General features: G+C 72.0%; 12 protein-coding genes, 1 pseudogene and 1 riboswitch. Of the genes and pseudogenes, 1 reads left to right on the plus strand and 12 read right to left on the minus strand.

The window, feature by feature from the left end; translation table 11 throughout:
* From BN1056_RS05905 to BN1056_RS05945, 9 genes and pseudogenes are all read right to left on the minus strand, one after another.
* A pseudogene (locus BN1056_RS05905) lies at positions 1 to 308 on the minus strand (hypothetical protein); the annotation flags it as partial.
* A complete protein-coding gene (gene priA, locus BN1056_RS05910) occupies positions 308 to 1,048 on the minus strand; it encodes a bifunctional 1-(5-phosphoribosyl)-5-((5-phosphoribosylamino)methylideneamino)imidazole-4-carboxamide isomerase/phosphoribosylanthranilate isomerase PriA (RefSeq protein WP_210579762.1) in 741 nt (246 codons plus the stop codon). The pseudogene BN1056_RS05905 and the gene priA, both read right to left, overlap by 1 nt.
* Before the next feature lie 38 nt (positions 1,049 to 1,086).
* Positions 1,087 to 1,746 carry an imidazole glycerol phosphate synthase subunit HisH gene (hisH, locus tag BN1056_RS05915; protein WP_210579763.1) on the minus strand — a complete coding sequence of 220 codons (660 nt, stop codon included), beginning with the start codon at positions 1,744 to 1,746 and terminating at the stop codon, positions 1,087 to 1,089.
* A gap of 42 nt (positions 1,747 to 1,788) precedes the next feature.
* Positions 1,789 to 2,523: a hypothetical protein gene (locus BN1056_RS05920; protein ID WP_210579764.1), complete on the minus strand. Its 735-nt coding sequence runs from the start codon at positions 2,521 to 2,523 to the stop codon at positions 1,789 to 1,791.
* Complete coding sequence (gene hisB, locus BN1056_RS05925) at positions 2,523 to 3,122, minus strand: imidazoleglycerol-phosphate dehydratase HisB (protein ID WP_073333146.1); 600 nt, start codon at positions 3,120 to 3,122, stop codon at positions 2,523 to 2,525. Before hisB ends, BN1056_RS05920 begins: the two co-directional genes overlap by 1 nt.
* Positions 3,119 to 4,324 (minus strand): histidinol-phosphate transaminase, encoded by a 1,206-nt coding sequence (locus tag BN1056_RS05930; protein WP_210579765.1) that lies wholly within the window; start codon positions 4,322 to 4,324, stop codon positions 3,119 to 3,121. Before BN1056_RS05930 ends, hisB begins: the two co-directional genes overlap by 4 nt.
* Positions 4,325 to 4,366: 42 nt before the next feature.
* Positions 4,367 to 6,034 carry a cation:proton antiporter gene (locus tag BN1056_RS05935; protein WP_210579766.1) on the minus strand — a complete coding sequence of 556 codons (1,668 nt, stop codon included), beginning with the start codon at positions 6,032 to 6,034 and terminating at the stop codon, positions 4,367 to 4,369.
* A gap of 35 nt (positions 6,035 to 6,069) precedes the next feature.
* Positions 6,070 to 7,266, minus strand: coding sequence for a cobalamin-independent methionine synthase II family protein (locus BN1056_RS05940; protein ID WP_210579768.1), 1,197 nt, complete (start codon positions 7,264 to 7,266; stop codon positions 6,070 to 6,072).
* An 8-nt stretch (positions 7,267 to 7,274) separates the two neighbouring features.
* Positions 7,275 to 7,377: riboswitch (SAM riboswitch) on the minus strand.
* 47 nt (positions 7,378 to 7,424) lie between these two features.
* On the minus strand, positions 7,425 to 8,180 hold the full coding sequence (locus BN1056_RS05945; protein WP_210579769.1) for a MarR family winged helix-turn-helix transcriptional regulator: 756 nt from the start codon (positions 8,178 to 8,180) through the stop codon (positions 7,425 to 7,427).
* 224 nt (positions 8,181 to 8,404) lie between these two features.
* Between BN1056_RS05945 and BN1056_RS05950 the strand changes: the two genes are divergently transcribed.
* A complete protein-coding gene (locus BN1056_RS05950; RefSeq protein WP_210579771.1) occupies positions 8,405 to 10,708 on the plus strand; it encodes a RecQ family ATP-dependent DNA helicase in 2,304 nt (767 codons plus the stop codon).
* A 62-nt stretch (positions 10,709 to 10,770) separates the two neighbouring features.
* Here BN1056_RS05950 and BN1056_RS05955 read toward each other — a convergent pair whose 3' ends face one another.
* The 3 genes from BN1056_RS05955 to BN1056_RS05965 form a co-directional block, all read right to left on the minus strand.
* The gene (locus tag BN1056_RS05955; RefSeq protein ID WP_210579773.1) at positions 10,771 to 12,192 is read right to left on the minus strand and encodes a Tat pathway signal sequence; all 1,422 of its coding nucleotides are present in this window, start codon (positions 12,190 to 12,192) and stop codon (positions 10,771 to 10,773) included.
* 192 nt (positions 12,193 to 12,384) lie between these two features.
* A complete protein-coding gene (gene hisD, locus BN1056_RS05960) occupies positions 12,385 to 13,740 on the minus strand; it encodes a histidinol dehydrogenase (protein ID WP_210579797.1) in 1,356 nt (451 codons plus the stop codon).
* 12 nt (positions 13,741 to 13,752) lie between these two features.
* On the minus strand, positions 13,753 to 14,794 hold a 1,042-nt coding region (locus BN1056_RS05965; protein WP_210579775.1), incomplete at its 5' end, for a glycoside hydrolase family 3 C-terminal domain-containing protein.

A 14,794-nucleotide genomic window follows, 5' to 3' on the forward strand; every position in this document is an offset into this window, starting at 1 on the left:
TTTCGCCCCAGGCGGATGCGGGCGGGCCCGCCTATGGCGTGGGCGGCGACCGGCACGATCAGCCGACTGGCGGCCAGCGCGGCGAGCAGCCGGTCCAGGTACTCATGGTGGGGCAGTCCCCGTGCTTCCAGGGCGGCGGTCACGGTGGGGTCGGCGGCGCCGTCGTCGGTGGCGAAGGGGGTCGGTGCGGCCAGCAGCTGCTCCAGCCGGTTGCGGGCGGCCAGGGCGGCCGCCAGTTGCAGGTCCGGATTCGGTTCCGAGCCGTTGCCTTCGGTGGGCACGTCGGGGATGTCGGGGGAATCGGGCATCAGTGTGCCTCCTGGTCCCCTTCGCCGCGGCAGAGCGCCAGTGCGTCTTGCAGGGTGAAGTTGCCGTTGTAAAGCGCCTTGCCGACGATGGCGCCCTCCAGGCCGTAGCGCTCCAGGCGGGCCAGTGCGCGCAGGTCGTCCAGGTGGGCGATGCCGCCGGAGGCGACCACGGGGGCCGCGGTGCGCTCACAGACCTGGCGCAGCAGGTCGATGTTCGGCCCCATGAGGGTGCCGTCCTTGGTGACGTCGGTAACCACGTAGCGGGCACAGCCGGCGGCGTCCAGACGGTCCAGGGTCTCCCACAGGTCCCCGCCCTCCTGGGTCCAGCCGCGGGCGGCCAGGGTGGTGCCGCGCACGTCCAGGCCCACCGCGATCTTGTCCCCGTGCTCGGCGATGACCCGCTCGGTCCACTCGGGGTCCTCCAGGGCGGCCGTACCCAGGTTCACTCGTGCGGCCCCGGCGGCCAGGGCCCGGTCCAGCGAGGCGTCGTCGCGGATGCCGCCGGACAGCTCGACCTTGACGTCCACCTCGCCGACGATCCGGGCGAGCAGGGGGGCATTGGTGCCGCGTCCGAAGGCCGCGTCCAGGTCCACCAGGTGAATCCACTGCGCACCGGCGGCCACCCAGTCACGGGCGGCGTCGACGGGGTTGCCGTAGTCGGTCTCGCTGCCGGCCTCGCCGCGCAGCAGCCGGACGGCCTTGCCGTAGGCGACGTCGACGGCCGGAAGAAGGGTGAGCATGGAGGTCTCCTTGGGGGGCGGGGTTGGCGAGTGAGCGTTCAGAGGGTGGTCAGCCAGTTGCGCAGCAACTGCGCCCCGGCATCGCCGGACTTCTCGGGGTGGAACTGGGTGGCGCTGAGCGCCCCGTTCTCGACGGCGGCTACGAAGTCCTCGCCGTGGGTGGCCCAGGTGGTGCGGGGCGGGGAGGTGTGACCGGGGCCGAGCAGTGTGGCCGGGTCCGTCTTGGCGGCGTAGGAGTGCACGAAGTAGAAGCGTTCGGACCCGGAGGCGTCGAACAGCCCGTCGAACAGGACCGTGCCCGCGGGTGGGCGCACCTGGCTCCATCCCATGTGGGGGACGATGTCGGCCTGGAGGCGGGAAACGGTGCCGGGCCACTGCGCCAGTCCGGGGACCGCTTCGGTGCCCGCGGCGTGCTCGGTGGAGGCCTCGAACATGACCTGCATGCCCACACAGATGCCCAGCACGGGTCGTCCGCCGGCCAGCCGCCGGTCAATCAGCCGAGGGGCGTCGACGGCGCGCAGCTGCTCCATGACGGCGGCGAAGGCGCCGACGCCGGGCACGACGAGCCCGTCGGCGTTGGCCACCGCGTCCGGATCCGCGGTCAGCTCGGTGCTGGCGCCCACGCGCTCCAGGGCGCGCACGGCCGAGCGCACGTTTCCGCTTCCGTAGGACAGGACGACGACGTGTGGTTGCCTCACGGGGCCACACTACCTACACCCGCGGGGACCGCGGTCTCCATGTCAGTTCCCGGACGGGTCACCCCGGCCCTGGTCGCCTCCGCGCGGACGCATCCCGCGGCCCAGCCAGCGCATCATGCGACCGGGCTTGACCTCGCTGGTTTTGAGGGCGCCCGGTGCCTCCTCCGCGCGGAGGGCGCCGAGCAGAATGTCCTCAAGGGTCTGGTCGGCGGAGGCCAGCAGCAGCCCGGCACTGGTCTCCTCCCCCGCCTGACCGTTCTGGTAACGGCGGGCCGTGATGGTGCCGGACAGTCCCGCCTCGGTACCGACGTCGGTGGCCAGGTCGGCGGTCATGAGCACCACGCCGACGCGGCTCAGGCGTGACAGCGCGGCGGCGAGCTCGGCGGCCTCGGTGGGCTCGGTCTCGGCGCCGCCCAGCAGCTCGGCGATGTCCCACTCCGCGTGTGCGGAGACGAATTCCTTGACGGCGATGGCTCCGGAGGAGGAGGGCACCACCGTGCAGTCCAGGCCGCCGGCGGCGCACAGGGCGGCCAGGGCCTCCGCGCTGGCCAGGGGCGTGAGTACGACGGCGATCTTGACCGCGTTGGGGCGGTCCGCGTCGGTGGGACCGTAGGTGTTGTGCGGCACGTCGTGGGGCGAAACCGGGCCGGTGTCCTCCGGAGTGTCCGAGAGGTCGGCGGGCAGGTTCAGGCCCTCCATCATGGCGGCGAACTCGGCGTCGATATCGGGTTCGTCGTCGCGGCGGCCGGCGGAGTCGTCGGAGTGGTCGTCACGCATCACAGGGCGCCTTTGGTCGAGGGGATGCCGTCCACGCGGGGGTCGGGTTCGACGGCGGTCCGCAGGGCGCGGGCCAGGGCCTTGAACTCGGCCTCGGCGATGTGGTGGGGGTCGCGCCCGGAGATGACGCGCACGTGCAGGCAGATGCCGGCGTGGTAGGCGATCGCCTCCAGGCAGTGGCGGACCATGGAGCCCGTGAAGTGCCCCCCGATCAGGTGGTGTACGAAGGCCTCGGACTCGCCGTCGTGTACCAGGTAGGGGCGGCCGGAGATGTCGACGACGGCCTGGGCCAGGGCCTCGTCCAGGGGCACGAGGGCGTCGCCGAAGCGGCGGATGCCGCGCTTGTCCCCCAGCGCGGTCTTCAGGGCCTCGCCGATGCAGATGGCGGTGTCCTCCACGGTGTGGTGCACGTCGATGTCGGTGTCGCCGGAGGCGTGCACCGTCAGGTCGATCAGGGAGTGCTTGCCCAGGGCGGTGAGCATGTGGTCGTAGAAGGGAACGGTGGTGGAGATGTCGGTCCGGCCGGTGCCGTCCAGATTCAGCTCGACCACGACGGAGGACTCGCTGGTGCTGCGTTCAATGCGGGCGGTGCGGTTCATACGGGATTCTCCTCCAGGTTCTGGCCGTTGCGGTCCGGTTGGGGCGGGCCGTCGCTGGTGACGGCAGTGAGGGCGGTACGGAAGTCGGCCATCTCTGCCGGCGTGCCGACGCAGACCCGAAGGTACCCCTCCGGGCCGACGACCCGGATCAGGACGCCGCGGTCGAGCAGCCCCTGCCACACCGCCCGCCGGTCGGCGAAGGGCCCGAACAGGACGAAGTTGGAATCGGAGTCGTAGGCGGTCCAGCCCTGTGCGCGCAGCCAGTTCACCAGGCGGTCGCGTTCGTCGCGCAGGGAGGCGACCTGACTCATGAGCTCGTCCCGGTGATCCAGAGCAGCGAGGGCGGCGGCCTGAGTGAGTGCGGACAGGTGGTAGGGCAGGCGCACGATGCGCAGCGCGTCGACCAGCTGCTGGCAGGCGGCCAGATATCCCAGCCGCAGCCCGGCCATGCCGAAGGCCTTGCTCATGGTGCGAGTGACGGCCAGGTGCGGGTAGCGGGGGGCGCCATCGCCGTCGGTGCGCTCCAGCAGCTCCAGTGCGCTGGGCACACCGGGGCGGCGGAACTCCGCGTAGGCCTCGTCGATCACCACCACGCAGTCGGTGGCGCCGTCGTCGCCTGCCGCCGCGTCGGCGGGGCCTTGGCCGCGGGCGGCCTCGAGGATGGCAACCACGTCGTCGAGTGGCAGGGCGGTGCCGGTGGGGTTGTTTGGGCTGGCGAGGATGACCACGGCCGGGTGCTCGCGCACGATGGCCGCGGCGACGGCGTCGACGTCGACGGTGAAGTCCTCCCGCCGTGGCCCGGTGACATAGCGGGTGAAGGTGTCGCGGGCGTACTCGGGGTACATGGAGTAGGTGGGGGTGAAGGACAGGCAGGTGCGTCCGGGCCCGCCGAAGGCCTGTAGCACATGTGTCATGACCTCATTGGAGCCGTTGGCGGCCCAGATCTGCTGCCAGTCCAGGCGCACGCCGGACTCGGCGGCCAGGTAGTCGGCCAGGGCGGCACGCAAATCGGGGAAGTCGCGGTCCGGGTAGCGGTTGAGGCCGGCCGCCGCCCGCCCGGCGGCCGCGGCGATGTCTGCCACCACGGCCGGGCTGGGCGCGTAGGGGTTCTCGTTGACGTTGAGGCGCACCGGCACGTCCAGCTCGGGGGCGCCGTAGGGTTCGCAGCCGTGTAGATCTGGCCGCAGCGGGAGAACGGTCACGGGCCGAGTCTACGCGGAGTCCGCCCGGTCCCGGCACGCGTCTTATTCCGCGGTGGTCAGCAGGATCTCCTTGGCGTCCAAGCGTTCGAGCGCATACTCCAGGCTGCTGGAGGAGAACAGACCCTCATCGCGGGCATCGAGCAGGGCGTGGCGCTGCACACGGATGGTCTCGATGGCGAGTTCGCGCGCCTCGGCGGGGGTGAGCGCGTCGGCATGCCGGCTGGTGGCGGCGTCGCCCAGTAACCGGAGCAACCGCTCGCGCTCGGCATCATCGGCGGTGCGAGAGGCCATGCGCGGGTGGACCAGCCGGATGACGCCGCCGAGTGTGAGTCCCTGGATGACCAGTGACCCACTGGCGACCAGTAAGGCCACCAGCAGCAGGAACGGCCGGTTGGGCGTGGTTAGGGGAAGGGTCTGGGCGGCGGCCAGGGTTACGGCGCCGCGCATGCCCGCCCACACGATCACCGCCCCCTCACGTGGCCCGAGGGGATCGGCGGTGAAGTAGTCCAGGTCGGCTCCCCGGCGCCGCTGACGCCGTTGGCCGCGCTCCAGCCGGTCGCGCCAACCGGTGACCGCCTGGTGCCACTGCTCCGCGGACAGGCCGTGTTTGGCCAACAGCTCGTCGTCGATGTCACGTGCCTGCTCCAGGCGCGTCTCAAAGCGCTCCAGCCGCTGGCGCTCCTCCTCCAGATGCTGGCGGTGGCGGCGACGCACGCGACGCAGCCAGACCAGCAGCGGCGCTACGAAGGCCACCCGCACCAGGACGGCCAGGGCGCCGATTCCGGCTGCCAGAAGCACGGCGGCGCGCAGGCCGAAGCCGCCGTCGACCACGTCCTGGACGATCCCGTATGCCTGCAGCCCCATGAACAGGAAGATGCCGCCTTCCAGAATCAGCTCAATGGTGCGCCAGTTCTGCTGGGCGGTCTGCCGGTGGGCGGGTGGCAGCAGTCGCGGCCTGCGGAAGGAGATGACCAGGCCGGCGACGACGGCCGCGACCAGCCCGGAACCGCCCAGATAGTCTGTGGGCAGGGACGCCAGGAAGGGGATGGTGAAGGACACGACCGTGTCCGCCGTCGGGTTGGTGATGCGGGAGCGGACCCGGATGCTGCCCTCCCCCACCGCCCAGCCGATGGCCAGGGCGAGGGCCAGCGAGGTGAGGAAGCCGGAGACGAGCGCGGCCGGCTGCAGGGCGTCGGCGCTGTGAGCAATGCCCGCGGCCGTGGCGGAGGACAGCAGGATCAGGGCGGTGGCGTCGTTGAACAGCCCCTCCCCCTCCAGGATGGTGATGATCCGCTGGGATACGCCCGAGCCGCGGGCGACGGTGATGGCGACGGCGTCGGTGGGGCTCAGCACCGCCCCCAGGGCGATCGCCCAGGGCAGGGCGATCGTGGGCATTACGGCGTGCACCACCAAGCCGATGATGGTGGCGCTGACGGCGACCAGCCCGACCGCGAGCGCCGCGACGGCGCGCAGTTCGCGCCGGAAGTCCATCACGGGCATGGACACCGCGGTGGAGAACAGCAGCGGCGGCAGCACCACTTCGAGGACGATGTCGGGATCCAGCTCGATCGCCGAGACGAACGGCAGGAAACCGACACCTGCCCCCAGGGCCAGCAGCAGTAGCGGGGAGGCTACACCGACCCTGGGGGCGAGTTGGTTGCCGGCGGCGATGACGAGCAGGCCCGCGACCGCGATGACGAGTATCTCCACGGCCGCACCCTAGAGCGCAGCGGCTGGAAGGGCGCTCACAGACGCGCGGAGACCAGCCGGGCGCCCTCGGTCAGCGAAGCGAGCTTGGACCAGGCGATGTGAGCATGCACGCGTCCGCCCAGGCCGCAGTCGGTGGAGGCGACCACGCGCTCGGGTCCGACCAGCCGGGCGAAGCGCTCGATGCGGTCGGCCACCAGTTCGGGGTGCTCCAGCACGTTGGTGGCGTGGGAGACGACGCCCGGGATCAGGTACTTGCCGTCGGGCAGGGCGGTGTCCTGCCAGATCTTCCACTCGTGCTCGTGGCGGACGTTCGCGGCCTCGAAGCTCAATCCGTTGGCGTTCACGGACAGCGCCAGGTCCACGATCTTGTCGAAGCCGAGGTCGGTGGAGTGCGGCCCGTGCCAGGAGCCCCAGCACACGTGGTAGCGCACCTGGGCGGGGTCGATGCCCTCCAGGGCGTGGTTGAGGGCCTCGATGCGCACGGCGGAGAAGCGGCGGTAGTCCTCCAGGGGCGGTTCGGTGATGAACTGGTCCCAGGACTCGGCCAGGTCGGGGGCGTCGATCTGGACCGTGAGTCCGGCGTCGGTGATCGCCCGATACTCCTCGCGCAGGGCGTCCGCCCAGGCCCAGACGGCGGCCTCGTCGTCCTCGTAGTAGTAGTTGCCCACGCGGGCCGCCGACGCCGGGGAGATGGAGGCTACGAAGCCCTCGCTCAGCGGCTTGCCGGCCCTTTCGAGCCCGTGCTTGAGTGCGGCGATGTCGCGGGCGACGATGTCCTGACCGGTGTAGCGGATCTCGCCGGTGACCACCGGGAACACCCAGGGCCTGCGTGTGGCCAGGTGGATGCCGGAGGTGGGGTCGGCGTAGGCGTCGGCGTAGGCGACCCAGTCGCGGCGGTCGGTCATGGCGTCGAGTTCGAGTTTGCCGGCCGGCGTGGGCTTGCGCTCGGGCAGCTGGTCGAGTAGCTCCAGGCCGCTGAAGCGGGTGAAGGAGTATGACCACCAGGCGCCGTAGTCGACCTTCTCGGTCATGGCGTGCCCGTATTCGCCGTCGTTGACGATCGTCAGGCCGATCTCGGCCTGCCGGGCGACGACGGCGTCGGTCTGCTCGGCGACGACCGCCGCGAGTCCGGCGTCGTCGAGCGTGCCGGCGGCGTGTGCGGCATTCGCCTCCAGCAGTGCCTCGGTGCGGGGCAGGGAGCCGACATGGGTAGTGCGGATTTGCTTGGCCATTTCAGGTCCTTCCATCGGTCCTGGCGGGAGCACCGCACCGCCGGGCGCATGCCGACGGCGTGGTTGCTGCGGCGTCGACGAGCCAGGTCTCTCAGCCGCTCTGGATGGTGTGCGCACACCTTATCAAGACTTCTCGCCCTGTCGGCTCCGTCGGCGTGTCAGCGCCGTCCACGGCCCTGCCGGTGCGAGCGCCCACCGGCCCGCCCGCCGTGTGCTTCCCGCCCGTATGTGCGCGCGGAGCGCCGGAACCGCCGCTCTTCCGATTCAGTGAGCTCCTCGGCCGACGGGCGTGCCGGAGCGCCATGATGCCCGCCATGGTCCCGGCGCCCGCCGCGCCGGCCGCGGCCCGGCTCTTCGAACGGGGCCGGTCCGAATCCCGGGCCGAAGCCCTGCTCGCGCATGCGCATCATCTTCTCGAAGCGCTCTTCCCCCAGACGCTTGCGGGCGCCGCGCATCCGCTCCTCGGCGTCTTCATCGGCGTCGACCCCGAGCTTGGTCTCCAGCGCGGCGATGAGCTTGTCGAGTGTCGCGGTGAAGGCGACGACCTCCTCATCATCCAGACCGGCGAGAATGTCCTCCTCGTCGCGGGAGCCGATCTCCGCGTCGCGGCCGGCGTCCGTGAGTCGAACCACCATGATGCGGCGGTCCTCCTCGCTCGGTACGCGCTCGACGAGGCCGTCGACTTCAAGCTTCTTGAGCAGTTCATTGAGCGACTGCTGGCGCACGCCGAGCAGGAAGGCCAGATCCCTGGTGGGGATCGGGCTGGACAGACGCAGGGCGGCGAGGACCCGCCCCTGACCGCGGCTGGTGTCGGCGAAGCGGCCGTGCGCGGCGCGGCGGCTCGCGTGGTCACGCCGGCTCAGCCACTGGAAGCGGCGGAGCCGCTCATGCAGATTGGTGCGGATGTCATCCATGACAATTCCTCCTGTTGTGTGGATACCCGATCTGACGGGTACCTGTTGGATTCTGACGAGGAACACACTACAGGTACCTGTCGAACCCCGCAAGGAATATCCTACAGGAACCTGTAGGATGTGCGTCACATGCCTCTCTCCGACACTGTCCCGCCTGCAGCAGACAACCTCTCGGCGGTGGCGAGCACAGCCCCGCCGGCGGGCGACGGGTTAACGTGGCGTCCATGATCCGGCCAGTCTCGACCAGAACGCCCGCCGCATCCCCGTCCGCACTCGTCTGCGGAACCACGCCAATCCGCGAGCGCGCCGAGGCGGTGCTGCGCGACCTGGTCGGCCGGACAGACGCGCACCTGCGCACAGACCAGTGGCGCGCCATCGAGGCACTGGTGGTGCAGCGGCGGCGGGCACTGGTGGTGCAACGGACCGGCTGGGGCAAGTCCGCCGTCTACTTCGTGGCCACCGTGCTGTTGCGTGAGGGCTGGGCCGACTGGCGCCCGGGTGCTCCCATCCCCTCCCCTGGCGCCCGTACTGGCGCCGGTGCCACGGTGATCGTGTCCCCGCTGCTGGCACTGATGCGCGACCAGGTGGCGGCCGCCCGACGCGCCGGCATCCAGGCCGTGACCATGAACTCGGTCAATGCCCCGCAGTGGCCCGAGATCGAGGCGCAGGTGCGGCGCGGGGAGGTGGACGTGCTGCTGGTGTCCCCCGAGCGCCTCAACAACCCGACCTTCCGGGATGGAGTGCTGCCACAGCTGGCGGCCGACGCCGGGCTGGTCGTGATCGACGAGGCGCACTGCATCTCCGACTGGGGACACGACTTCCGCCCTGACTACCGACGTATTCGTACCCTGCTGGCGCAGCTGCCGCCGGGGACGCCGGTACTGGCCACCACCGCGACGGCGAATGCCCGAGTCAGCGCCGACGTCGCCGAGCAGCTCGGCGCACCGGCGGGGGCGGGGGATGCGGCCGCCGGTGCGGCAGCCGAGAACGAGGTGCTGGTGCTGCGGGGAACACTCGCCCGCGACTCCCTACACCTGGGGGTGCGACGCCTGCCGGATGCCGCCAGTCGCCTGGCCTGGTTGACCGACTACCTGCGGGACACGCCCGGCTCCGGAATCGTGTACTGCCTGACGGTGTCGGCGGCCGGCGAGGTCGCCACGCAGTTGCAGGAGGCGGGGTTGAAGGTCGCCGCCTACACGGGGCGCACGGATTCCGCGGAGCGTGAGCGCTTGGAGGAGGAGCTCAAGGACAACCGGATCAAGGCGCTGGTGGCCACCAGCGCACTCGGCATGGGCTTCGACAAGCCGGACCTGGCCTTCGTGGTGCATATGGGGGCGCCGAGCTCACCGGTGGCCTACTACCAACAGGTGGGCCGGGCCGGGCGCGGGGTCGAGCGCGCCGAGGTGATCCTGCTGCCGGGGCCCGAGGACCGGGCGATCTGGAATTGGTTCGGCGCACAGGGCTTCCCGCCCGAGGATGCGGTGCGCGAGGTGCTGGCCGCGCTGGAGGAGGCGGGCGGGCCGCTGAGCACCAATGCCCTTGAGGCCGTGGTGCCGCTGCGGCGCGCGCGTCTGGAGTCCATGCTCAAGGTGCTCGACGTCGACGGCGCGGTACGGCGGGTGCGCGGCGGCTGGGAGACCACCGGTGTCGCCTGGCGCTACGACTCGGCGCGCTACGCGCGGGTGGAGGCGGCGCAGGACGCGGAGCAGGAGCTCATGGAGCGCTACGAGGCGCTGGCGGAGCCGGCATGTCGCATGGCCTTCCTGCGCGGTGTGCTCGACGATCCCGAACTCACCGAGGATTGGCGCTGCGGCGCCTGCGACCTGTGCGGCGGGCTGGATCTTCCGCGCGCCCCGGGCGAGCAGGAGGTGGCCGCCGCCCGCCGGGCGCTGGCCCGGGTGGGCGTCGTGCTCGAGCCGCGCAGGCGCTGGCCGAGCGGCATGGACCGGCTGGGCCTGCCCGCGCTCAAGGGCATCATCCCCGACGACGACCGGCCGGCGCCGGGGCTCGCCGTCGGGCGCCTGGACGGGCTGGGGGTGTCCGCGTCCCTACGCGAGTTGTTCGAATCGTCCACCGACGGCGAGGTGCCGCCTGCCCTGCGCACTCCCACGCTGGAGGTGGGCGACCGGCTCGCCGCCGAGCTGGAACCCCGACCCGCGCAGGGCGACGCCGACGCGCCCAGGGGTGAGTTGGCCGTGGTGATTGTCGATTCACGCACGCGCCCACACCTCGTGCGGCATCTGGGGCATGCCGTGGCCCGGCACCTGGGGGCCGTGCCGCTGGGGATCATCGGGGTGCGCGGAGAGCCGGGGCGGCACGACGTCGGGTCCGCCTTCCGGCTGGCCGAGGTCGCCGGATCCCTGACGCTGGAGAACTGGTCCCCGCGCGCGCTGGCGCGCCTGAAGGGGACCTCCGTCGTACTGGTGGACGACTGGACCGACTCCGGCTGGACGCTCACCGTAGCGGCCCGGCTGCTGCGCCGGGCGGGGGCCGCCTCGGTTCACCCGCTGGTTCTGGGACAGCGCTGAGTCGGACCGTCGCCTCGGCGGCAGTACGGGACTTGTGCCCGATCCGGCATCGGCATCCGGAGTCAGTCGGAGCCCTCGATGCGCGCCGCCTCGACCAGGTCCTGCGCCACCGCCCCGGAATGCGGCTCACCGTCCGAGGCGCGCGTCCCCGATGCGTCCGGGGCTTCGGAGACCAGCCCCTCGTCCTGGAGGTAGTACCACCACAGCGGCGCCGCCCAGGCACGCGGTTGTCCGAGTGCGACGGCCGTGAGATGTCGGGCGACCGCTGCCCGGCCGGCCTCGACGTCGTCGGGCGAGCCGAACCACCACGGCCCACCGTCCAGGTCCTGCGCGCCGTATCCCAGCTCGGTCAGGGCCGTGGGCTTGTCTCCGGCGAGCCGCCCCAGGGTCTCCAGGACACGCCGGGCACCGGAGCCCAGCGGGTGCCACTGCGGGTAGACGGACATTCCGACGACGTCGGTCAGTTCGGCCAGCTCCTGTATGAGGTTGGTGGCGGCCCAGGACATGACGGACTCGGCGGCCGCGCCCTGCCCGAGCTGGTAGTACAGGGTCAGTACCCGGGGAGCGGAGGCCGTCGCCGGGTCGGCTGCCAGGGCGCGGGCCGCCTGCAGGGTCCGTTCTACGGCGTCGGAGCCGGTCCACTCCCCCGCGAGCTCGTTGCCGATCTCCCAGGCGTCGGCGTCGGGGAAGGCGGCGATGAGGGCACCGATCCGCCGCATCCAGGCGGCCTCGTCAAAGTCGGCGAGGGCCTGGGAGTCACAGATCTGCACCATGACCCGGGCGCCCGCGGCATGGAGCTCGGCCATGCACCTGCGCCACCCGTCCATCTCATCGACCGCATCGGTGTCCTCGACGACGATCCGTACCAGCACCGTCCGGTCCGCCCCTGCCAGACGGGACACGGCCTGTGCAGACCGCCCCGATGCAGGCACAGCCGTAAAGGTCACGCCCAACATCGCATCGTCGGGCCCCAGCCGAGAGGCGGCCTCATCCTGAGCCAGTTGCGCCGCGGTTGCCGCCTCCAGGGCGGAGTCGGCGCCGACGGCGCGCTCGGCGGGAGCCGCCGCGGCCTCACACTCCTGCAGGGCCTGGGCGGTCCGGGTGCGCAGCGCGTCCACCTCCTGCACCTCGCTGCCGGCGGCGCGCAGCCGCGTTTGAACGTCCTCCTGCGCCTCGTGCAGGCCGCGGGCGGCGAGTTCGGCCAGGGCGTAGTGCCCGGGGCCGGGCAGGTCCACGAACAGCGCCGAGTAGCCATGGGTCGTTGGCCACGACAGGGTCAGGCAGGCGGGGCGCAGCGTGGGCAGCTCCAGGGCGGCGGTGGCCTCGGTATGCGGCCGGAGCGGGGACAGTTCGATGAGTTCGAGTGTGGCGGCGTCCAGCAGCGCGTCGTCGCGGGCGTCCTCACCAGCGCCGTTGGTCTGCCGGTCCACAAGCTCGTCGAAGCTCATGAGCCCGCCGTTCGGGCCGGCGACGTCGAGAAGCACCCGCCGGTCAATGCCCTCAGTGGGCGCCGAAGTCTTCGGCGCGGCAGGCAACTTCGGCCGGCGCCCTCGCAGCAGGTGCACCGAGGCCGTCGCCACGGCGGCGCCCGCCAGGAGCGCGCCAAGGGCGCCGCGCCTGGTCACAGGTGTCCGCTTCGCACGCCGCTCTCGACGCCTGGAGGGCAGCATGAGAGCTCAGGACTGCCGGGCGCGGGCCGCCTCACTGTGCGCGGGCAGGTTCTCGGACTCGGCCAGCGCGGTCAGCGGTGCGGTCATCGCGGCCAGTGCATCGGCGTCGTAGTTGATGAGTTGAACCGGCTTGAGGTAGGCCATGACGTTCAACCCGGCGGCGAAGCGGGCGGTGCCGCCGGTGGGCAGGACGTGATTGGAGCCGGCCAGGTAGTCGCCCAACGGGACCGGCGAGTAGGGGCCGACGAAGATGGCGCCCGCGTTGTGAATACGGCGGGCGACGGCGGCGGCGTCGACCGTCTGGATCTCCAGGTGCTCGGCCGCGTAGGCGTCCGCGACGGCAATGGCCTGCTCCAAATCCCGCACCACGACGATCGCCGACTGCCTGCCGGTCAGGGCGGTGTGGGCGCGCTCCCGGTGACGGGTGGCCTCCAGGCGACGGGCCAGCGCGGCGTCAACGGCGTCGGCCAGGGCGGGAGAATCGGTGATCAGCACAGAGCCGGCGTTGGGGTCGTGCTCGGCCTGCGAGAGCAGGTCGGCGGCGACGTATTCCGGGTTGGCGCCGGAGTCGGCGATGATGGCGATCTCGGTGGGGCCCGCCTCGGCGTCGATGCCGACGGCGCCGCGCACCGCCCGCTTGGCGGCGGCCACATACACGTTTCCGGGCCCGGCCACGACGTCGACCGGCTCGCACAGGATGCGCCCGTCGCCGCCGCCGACCAGGGAGTCGGCGCGATCGACGTCGTCGGCGGCCTCGGCGCCGTAGGCGAACATGGCGATGGCCTGGGCGCCGCCGACCGCGTAGACCTCGGTGATGCCCAGCAGCGCGCAGGCCGCGAGCACGGTGGGGTGGGGCAGGCCGTCGAACTCCGCCTGGGGTGGGGAGGCCAGGGCGATCTGCTCCACGCCCGCCACCTGCGCGGCGACCGCGTTCATCACCACGGAACTGGGGTAGACGGCCAGGCCGCCGGGCGCGTACAGGCCCACCCGGCGTACGGGGATCCAGCGCTGGATGACGTGCCCTCCGGGGATGATCTCGGTGTCGCGCTCGACTGGCAGCTGGGCGACGTGCCCGGCACGATTGTGGGCGATGGCCAGTTCCAGGGCTTCGCGCACCTGCGGGTCCAGCCCGTCCAGGGCCGCCTGCAGGGCCGCCGCGGGCACCCGCAGGTGGGCCGGACGCACGTGGTCGAAGCGCTCCGCGGCGTCTCGCAGCGCGGCGGCGCCGCGCTCACGCACGTCGGCGATCGTGGGAGCCACGGCCTCCAGCGCGGCGGCAACATCCTGGTCGGCACGCGGCAGGGCCGCCGCCAGCTCCCCGGCGGTCAGGTTCGAGTCACGCAGGTCGATGCGGTTCAGCAGCATGGTGAGAGCCTACCGGCTCCGGTAGCGGCGGGTGCGCACGTCATCAATGACGCCGGACCAGTTCAGGCCGAACCCGAAGGCGTAGGCGTGCCCGGCGGCGTCAGTGTAGGCCGCGTAGTCGAAGGGCAGGTCCTCGCAGTGCGCCTCGACGGCCTCCATGGATGCCGGCAGCGTGATCGGCAGCAGCCCCCTGGGCTCGAAATCGCCGGCCAGCAGCTCCCACACGGCCCGCTGCTGCACGCCGAAGTCCACCACGATGGCGTCTGCATAGGGCTCAAGCTCGGCCAGCACGGCCGGGTTGTGCATGCGCACCACCACGATGACGGGCCGGTCCCCCATCGACTCGCGGGCGGTGATGACCGCATCCAGGTCGGTGGCGTTGGCGGCCCGGTTGGTCTTGCCGCGGTAGGCGCGGTCCCCGGTTTCACGGAAGTCGCCGGCGGCCAGGGAGCGGGGGCGGGCCGTAGCGGCGGTGTAGGGGCGGTACTGGAGCGTGAGCGGCAGGTAGCCGTTGCCGCCGGCGTCACGGTCCGCCGTCGAGTAGGGGTTGGACAGGGGCGACTCGATGAAGACGACGGCGGCGTCGGCCTCCTGCGGGGTGTCGGCCCGCATGTAGGGCGAGGCGGCGGCGTCGAAGGGGTCGATATCCCGGGCGGGCTCGCCGCCGCGCATGAAGCCGGGCTGGGCGTCCACATGACGCGTGGGCACCCACACGCGGTGCACGCCGGCGCCCAGCGGCAGCACCGGCGCGGCATCGTCTGCGGCGTCGTCGGAAACGGCTGCGGCGCGACGGTTCTTGAGCAGCACCAGGCTGTCGCGCTGGGCGGCGCGGGCGGCGGCGGTGAAGGGCTCGCAGCCGACGACGGCGGTGGATCCGGCCGGGTCGAGGTAGGGGTTCTCAAACAGTCCGGTGCGGAAGAAGACCCGCAGCAGGCGCGCGGCGGAGGCCTCGAAGCGGGCGCGGGCCGCGGCCTCGCCGTCGCGGGCGACGATACGGCGGTAGGCCTCGATGATGGGGGCGGCCTCACTGTTGCCGCCGAACTGGTCCACG

It is taken from the genome of Actinomyces succiniciruminis, assembly GCF_900002405.1.
In the GTDB taxonomy this organism is placed as follows: Bacteria; Actinomycetota; Actinomycetes; order Actinomycetales; family Actinomycetaceae; genus Actinomyces; species Actinomyces succiniciruminis.

Coding starts and splice junctions, on each gene's coding strand:
- priA (WP_210579762.1), bottom strand. CDS start 1,048: ATGCTCACCCTTCTTCCGGCCGTCGACGTCGCCTACGGCAAGGCCGTC.
- BN1056_RS05920 (WP_210579764.1), bottom strand. CDS start 2,523: ATGCGTGACGACCACTCCGACGACTCCGCCGGCCGCCGCGACGACGAA.
- hisB (WP_073333146.1), bottom strand. CDS start 3,122: ATGAACCGCACCGCCCGCATTGAACGCAGCACCAGCGAGTCCTCCGTC.
- BN1056_RS05940 (WP_210579768.1), bottom strand. CDS start 7,266: ATGGCCAAGCAAATCCGCACTACCCATGTCGGCTCCCTGCCCCGCACC.
- BN1056_RS05945 (WP_210579769.1), bottom strand. CDS start 8,180: ATGGATGACATCCGCACCAATCTGCATGAGCGGCTCCGCCGCTTCCAG.
- BN1056_RS05950 (WP_210579771.1), top strand. CDS start 8,405: ATGATCCGGCCAGTCTCGACCAGAACGCCCGCCGCATCCCCGTCCGCA.